The following is a 7,232-nucleotide window of genomic DNA, read 5'->3' as shown; positions in this document are numbered from 1 at the left end:
AATTTCATTGACCTGACTATCAAAACTTCTTGCACTGAGTTTACCGCCCAATAATTTGATGCAATGCATCTTAGTTTCAACCAAACTGCACCGATGATAGCTAGGCCATTTTTGCTAAGCGTTCTTCCTAGAGGTTTGACAGTTTTCAATAGTTCATTTTTTCTAAAGATCCCAATTTCCTATCATTCCATGACCTTGCATTTTTTCTTGGAGGAATTTCCGCATGTGCATGACGATCTGAAATCACGTGTCTGCACAATTTCGTATCATATGCTCCATCGGTATAGACAGAATCAATGAGTTCATCAGATGAGATTTGATTTAGCAGATCACCCAAGACTTGTGAATCACTTACATTATTTGTTGTGAGCTGTATAGCTCGTATTTGCAAGGTTTAGCATCTATACCAATATGCATTTTACGCCATTGCCAACGATATTCAGGCTGATGTTTCTTGCGTTTCCATTCGCCTTCGCCTAAAAACTTTAGGCCAGTTAAGTCTACTAATAGATGTAGTCCTTCATGACTTTTTTGATAGCTGATCGCAATATTAATCTGCTTTTGTCGTCTGCAAAGTGTGGAATAATCCGGTGCTGTCTAATTTAACTCACTGAGTTGAATAATGCTTTGCACAAAGCCTGTGACCATACGCAAAAAAGTCGAAAGATAAATTTGATCATCAAACAGCACTGAATTGCTGTATCAGAATAGGTTTGATTTCTTGCATGTTTAGCTTGTGGCTGAGCATACCATTGAGTCTGGGGATCGAACCAAATTGAAATATTTCCTCGCTTGATTAAAGCTTGGTTATAAGACAATTCGTTGTGCGATAGATTTTGGATTCAGGTTTCTTCATTTGGAAATGATATTGCTGATGAAACCTTTTAGAATAGCTTTGTTCAACAAAGCCAATTTAAACTGATAAACATTATATATTTACAAGATATTTATATAATACACTTTCAACAGGATTTTTATTTTTAAATCGATATTAACAAAAAAAGCAGGACTGGCACCTATTTAAATTAAAACTTCTTGTACGCCACAATGTACCTCAGCCGAAATTTAATTGTAATTTTTTGTATTAAAAATGACTCGGAACTCAAACAATTTTTAGGCTATCTGCCTAATTTTTAAAAAATAATCTCAATTAGAATAAATATTTATTCTATTTTTATCAACAACTTAATGTGATACTTTTAAAACTGGTTAGCAGACTGGGATCACTGAAGGATACTAAAAGGCATCCTTCTTTTTTTCCCTAATAATTAATATTTACTGAATCTTAAAGACTTTAGTTTTAGAGATTCAGTTAGTAACACAACCTAAAACATTATTATTTTTCGATGGTTATTACTAATGAAACTACTAAGCAAATTTTTTAGTGTGTATTTGAACAATATAAATGTAAACAATAAATACTTTAATTTTAGAGATTTTAAGGAAAATAAAAAACCTTTGATTTAACAGAATAATTTTAAAAAAAACTTATCAGTATTTAGATCTGATCTAAACTTTCTGCGAGACAATAAAATATGTCAAAATCAAAAAAGGGGATTCAAAATTACCGTGTAGCTGTAAAAAATCTGCACTTAAAGTGTTATCCAAAATGTATGCATGCATATCAAATATGGATAGCTTTATTCCTCCAATTGAGTGATAAACAACAGAACTACCATCTTGATTTAGCTTTTAAACAGAATATCGACATTCCACTCATTACCACTAACACACTGGGTCACTATTTTTTTAGTAGTCATTTCAGCTGGATCTATGCCTATTTTTACAACAAGAATAAAAATGAATTTACGTTTAGAGCTTATGAGAAAAATAATTCCTACGAATTCACAATCCAGGCTTTAAGCGAAGTAATGGCCTTACTGTGTTCCGGATTACATCACTCAATTCATGGCTTAGATATCATCGCGCATTGGCTAAATGAACAATACTTAGCCGCACATCTTCAGGAAGTTTTCGGACAGGAAGTTTTAACTATCAATCATCTAAGAGAATTATCAGGGCTATCTAAATCCCAAAGTCCAGTAAGTTCTATTTCAAATTATGCTGGTCCACTTTCATTAGAAAAAATTCTGGCTGGAATATCATCATGAACGGATATAGTTACTTAGAAGATACTCAAGAATTAAAGCTTGAGCCATTTCGAGACTTCTATCAAGCACTGGCAGAAGCAAAGCTAGAAAGTTTTCAAAATTCAATCAAACTCAATGACTTCATTAAACCTACTGAAATTATTGAACTTAACAATATTATAAATCAAAAACTTATAGAAAAATCAATCAGTGAATATCCTCTGGTTCATTATCTTATTGCAGTCATTAATACCCCTTCAGCATATCAAGCTAATGCCCTGAAATGGGCCATTTTCAATACTAGATGTATTGAATTGCTTGATAGCAAAGAACATGCAGCCACCGTAGCAAATCTTTGTATGCGTTTTCGTTTAGCCTGCAGAAAAAGGGAATACCATTGGCTTTATAACTTCTTACCAGCTCTCCCGATGGAGTTGGAGGATCTACTTGAGTTTTTAAATAAAGCTGAAACAGAGAATAAAAATTTACTTGAACGTTCTACTCCAAAATTAACAGCAAAACAAATTGGACAATTGGCAAATATCCGCGTTATTTATACGTATGCGCATACGCAATCAGATCGGCAAAAAAGACACAGGCAAAATAATCCAAGCGCCCAGGAGCCTCCTCAAATCGATGTTAGGAAAACATCAAAAATAACTATCGATGATGAGCAAACACATCAGACTTATTTTGAACGCGGTATAGCAAAACAACCACGTGAGGATAAAACTATAGAAAAAGTTGAAGACCATAATTTTGAATTCAACCCACTAGAGCAATCTTCTATTACAGCTCAGATCAATAATCTCAAAAACAGAATTCTGCATCAAAACAAGAATGAATTAATGAGCAAGTCAAATCCTCATGTCTTCGATTTACCTACCGCACAGTACATTATGCAAATTTTATTAGAACGGGCAGAAAACTCTCCAATTCATGCATTGCTTTTATTCTCAGTACTTAGTTTCACGCATTATGAAGAGCTACTGGTATTCAGAACTCGTTTCTTTCTAAGCTCAAGAAGTAAAGAAATCCGTTTTAGTCATGAAAACTGTTTTTTCAAGCAAGGTATTGATAATTCGAAATTTAAAGATGCATTATTAAAAGAATATATGCTCAACATTGGTAATTCTTTTACCATCCCCTTACCCAAAGTTTATTTAGATCGAATCTTTCAGTTAAAAAATTGGGATAAAGCTGATATTGCTTCTGATGTACAAGATTATCTACGTAGAATCAGTGATGATCTTACTTTCCCTTTAACAACTCAAAATCTTCCTCGTTTAATCAGTGACATTACATTGAATGAACTAGGATATGAATTAGAAAGTAAATTATTCGCTGGAGAAAATGTTAATAACTACACTCCATGCCATTATTTCTCAACGAAAATTATTGATATCTTAGATATTTATATTCAAACACTTGATCTGGTTTGCCCTCAGCTTGACACTGGATATATTGAGGAATTTAAATCCCCTATTACGTTTGGCAGTCAGCAAGTACCGAATCTCCCATTCGTCCAGTCTTTTTTTTACCAGCTTGACCACAAAGTTAGGAATAATCTCAATCCCTTTCAGACTTTAAATCATTATTCGATGTGGCTTTGGCATATTTGCATGTTGACAACTTCAGCACGGCCGAGTGAGTCCTTCCCGCCCAGTCTAGATTATATTGACCTTGACAACAAATTGATGGCTGTTGCAGATAAAGAGCAGCGTTATTCAGGCACCATTGGACGCTATTTACCTTTTAATAATTTTCTTCGTGATGAAATACAGCATTACCTAAAGTATTTGAAATATTTTCTGCAGCTCGCAAAAGCCTATTTGACGCAAGAACAAGTACAAGCAATCCAAGAGGTCTTCGATGGTGAACGTCTCTTGCTCTTATTTTACGATTCGAAAGGATATGTCCGAAATCTGGAACTTTCTGATATTCAAAAATACTGTACCGAAATAGCATTACAGCGCAATTGGACCCGCCATTTCGCTCGCTATTTTTTTGCCCAATACTGCAATGAAGATCTAATAAATGGCATCTTTGGTCATGATGAAGCTATGCAGGAACTGTTTGACCGCTATTCAGGTTTTAAGACAATAGATTACGATCAGATTAGAGCAGCACAAGACAAGCTGGTCGAAATCTTAGCGCTTAAAAGCATGTCTACGTTTACAGGAATGACTATTGCATGAGCAAACATCCGCACTCGCTAAAACGATTAAAAAAGCAAAGAGAGAAAAAAAAGTTTTTTTTGCAATTATTTAGCGAAAAATTCACAGAACTCACACCCGAAAATTATCCAGAAATTTTTCGACAAGTTGACGATCGACTTTTAGAGCACTGTAAGTCAAATATCCGAAGCTACCAAATCGCACGTATAGAATTTGCTAAATATATCAAGCGCTTTAATCTTTCATCGAATCACCACTATCCGGTGCCTGCCGCCCCCGTGAGGTACGAAAGGTCTCTGCCACTACAAAATATTGAAACCTTAAAACATGGCAAAAAGGTGACTCAATTTGCCAAAAATTTGATTGCTCACTGGACAGAACATAATGACTTCAGTCCAACTCAATCCCTCGCTTTTTGTTTGATCAGTTCAATATTATTTAATGGCATTTATAACCATGCCGAATTGCAATTTTTTTTAAAAATTATTTTAAAAACAAAGAAATTTCAAAGTTTTTTAAACCTAAATCATATGGTAACACTCGAAATCCCGAACCGGAATTTCGGTAATCAGCGTATAAATGACCCTGATTTTTCAGTCAGCTATACAAAAACGTTTGTGCTACACGACATTGTGAAATGCTGGATCTACAGACTAAAACATCAAAAGTTTGATTTATTTTCGGATATTGAAGATGCAGAACATCTGATTAACGCTTGTATTATTGAATGCTTCCCCGAGGAAAAGCTACGTTGTAAAGACCTGTTAAAATACGGTTTTTACTATACACAGTTCCTGAAAAACAGCGGACTGGATCAAATGTCCATTTGTATCTTAAAAAATGAAATTTACAGTTCCAGTCCTCTCGAAAAACAATTAGAAGCTTATTTTGTTCAGTTTGAACAAAAGCACACCAATAACATTAAAGTTGAGAATACTTGTGAAAACCATCAGGCCCACTCTAGAGTCAATATCGCATCAGATATAGCAGAAACTCTTGTAGAAATACGTCAAGCCATTCGTGCAAAAAACTATAAAGATCAACTCATAGGGTTATATTCCAGAGAACTGTCTCCTGCCTTAGAGCGTTTGTTGCTGTGGAGCATTCTACGTTCAAAATTAACGGAACCTCAACTGGACCTTCTCAATCATATTATTCAGCAGCAGCAACGATTTAAGCGCAAGCTTATACGTGCAGATTTTCAGCCGCTCAAGCAAAGTTCTCTGAAGACCATGTTTTCACAGTTTGCAGTCCATTGGCTGCAGGCAACGCAAGACAAAGATATTTCATCATTTTCAAATGCTGATTTTGAAGATCTGTATGGAGAAATGCTTTTATTAAGGAAGGAAACAACTAGAGAGACTTTACAAAAACGTCTACAGGAGTTTCATCACAAACAGACATTATTTTTTAACGCGCCCACTGTGGATCTGGATAGTTTAATCCAAGTAAAAATCTGCAGAACCGCATTGATCTCGCCCCATATTTTTTACCGCATGCTAGAGCAGCTCGAAAATACTCAAGATATTTCAATTCAGGATAAAAATATATTTAAACTGATTTTTATTCTGGGGTTCAGAGTCGGACTACGGATCAATGAAACATTGAATATCTTCGTACGTGATCTATTTATTGGTGCAGATGCTGTGATACTCACCATTCGCAACAATCGCAATAAAAATCAAAAAAGCTACTCAGCTTACCGCAAGATTCCTTTACATCATCTACTTAAAGCCGATGAATTACATGCATTTAAAACATATAGTCAGAATAGAAAACGCCTGCTAAAAGAACAAAGAAAATCAGTTACTCAACCGCTATTTTTAAAACAGTCCCTAGAAGAAACTCACGAAAATGAAGTCAATGCTCTCTTGAAACAATTGATCCAGTCTGCTTCTGGAGAACACAGTTTTACTTACCATACTCTGCGTCATTCAGCATTTAATCATCTCTATCTGGTTTTAAAACACTCACCGCTTGCTGATGCATTTACAGACTATACGCCAAATGATCAACTACGCATCCGTTATGCATTGCTGCGAAACAAAAATACTCAGCAAACCTGGTATGCGCTTTCTCATTTTGCCGGGCACCTAACGCCTGAAACCACTTGTTCAAGCTATCTGCATTTAATGCATCTAGCAATTAGCTACCAGCTGAATCAAATGCACAGCCCGCTTCCTAAAGAAGCCTATTTTAATATTCTGAAACATGATGATTCTATTAAATATCCTGTTCAGCAGCGGGCGATCAAACAGTTTTTATTTGAGCAACTCACTAAAGACCGTTACAGGCAACATGATCATCAATTTCAACTAGGTCAACAGAAATCGCCTGATTCACTGATGCTAGGAGCTCATGACTCAGAGATGACTTTTGAATTATTGCATCACATTCTTGCAGTAGAAAAAGAACAAGACCTTATGTTACCTGAAGCCATTCCTTTGCAAATCGCGCAAAAATTACGTGCTAGAGCCCAGCATTTGAAAACCTCCTGTGTAAACCAAAAAAAATCATCGAGGTTATTTACCACAGATTTTTTAAGGAAAACTCCGAATGCATTGGTCACCATGTTGCCAACCAATCAGGAGGAAAAAAAGGTCATTCAACATGTTCAGGAGCGTTATGCAAATGTACAAAGTAAATACAAAAAACAGCTTCATACGATCTACTCAATTTATCTTGAAAAAGTTCAGCCCAATTCAGCCCAGTTAATTTTTGAACTCAATGAAAAACGGCAACTGAAGAAACTTCTTTCTTTTATTCATAGCCTATTTCCCAAAAAATATCTTCATTTAGAACTCTCTCAGCAGAGCAAGACAGAGCTCAAAAGCACATTACAGGATTTAGCATTACGGACAGAAAATTTTAGCCTGAATGAGGAGGAAGAGCGAATCAAGTTCTCTTTCAAGTATAAAGATGCAAAAGCACTTGGGGTATTCAAACTACTGATGTATCTCATGAT

At 35.4% G+C, this 7,232-nt stretch carries 3 protein-coding genes and 1 pseudogene; 3 read left to right on the top strand and 1 reads right to left on the bottom strand.

Annotation, left to right across the window (positions count from 1 at the left end):
• Positions 1-856 (bottom strand): annotated as a pseudogene (locus A2003_RS12945) (IS5 family transposase); the annotation flags it as partial.
• 757 nt (positions 857-1,613) lie between these two features.
• Between A2003_RS12945 and A2003_RS12940 the strand changes: the two are divergent.
• The 3 genes from A2003_RS12940 to A2003_RS12930 form a co-directional block, all read left to right on the top strand.
• Positions 1,614-2,111, top strand: a complete 498-nt coding sequence (locus A2003_RS12940) for a hypothetical protein (protein WP_000543471.1) — start codon at positions 1,614-1,616, stop codon at positions 2,109-2,111.
• Positions 2,108-4,288: a hypothetical protein gene (locus tag A2003_RS12935; RefSeq protein WP_001014911.1), complete on the top strand. Its 2,181-nt coding sequence runs from the start codon at positions 2,108-2,110 to the stop codon at positions 4,286-4,288. The genes A2003_RS12940 and A2003_RS12935 overlap by 4 nt, the downstream gene beginning before the upstream one ends.
• Positions 4,285-7,232 (top strand): tyrosine-type recombinase/integrase (locus A2003_RS12930; RefSeq protein WP_286687469.1); only part of this gene is annotated, 2,948 nt, incomplete at its 3' end. The genes A2003_RS12935 and A2003_RS12930, both read left to right, overlap by 4 nt.

Origin of the sequence: Acinetobacter sp. GWC1_38_13, assembly GCF_001767535.1 — a bacterium.
GTDB classification, from domain to species: Bacteria; Pseudomonadota; Gammaproteobacteria; order Pseudomonadales; family Moraxellaceae; genus Acinetobacter; species Acinetobacter junii.
The sequence above is the reverse complement of the archived record's forward strand: the minus strand, read 5'-3'. Positions and strand labels throughout refer to the sequence as shown.

Bases quoted from the DNA above. Each gene is read 5' to 3' on its own strand.
- A2003_RS12940 (WP_000543471.1), top strand. From the start codon at position 1,614: ATGCATGCATATCAAATATGGATAGCTTTATTCCTCCAATTGAGTGAT.
- A2003_RS12935 (WP_001014911.1), top strand. From the start codon at position 2,108: ATGAACGGATATAGTTACTTAGAAGATACTCAAGAATTAAAGCTTGAG.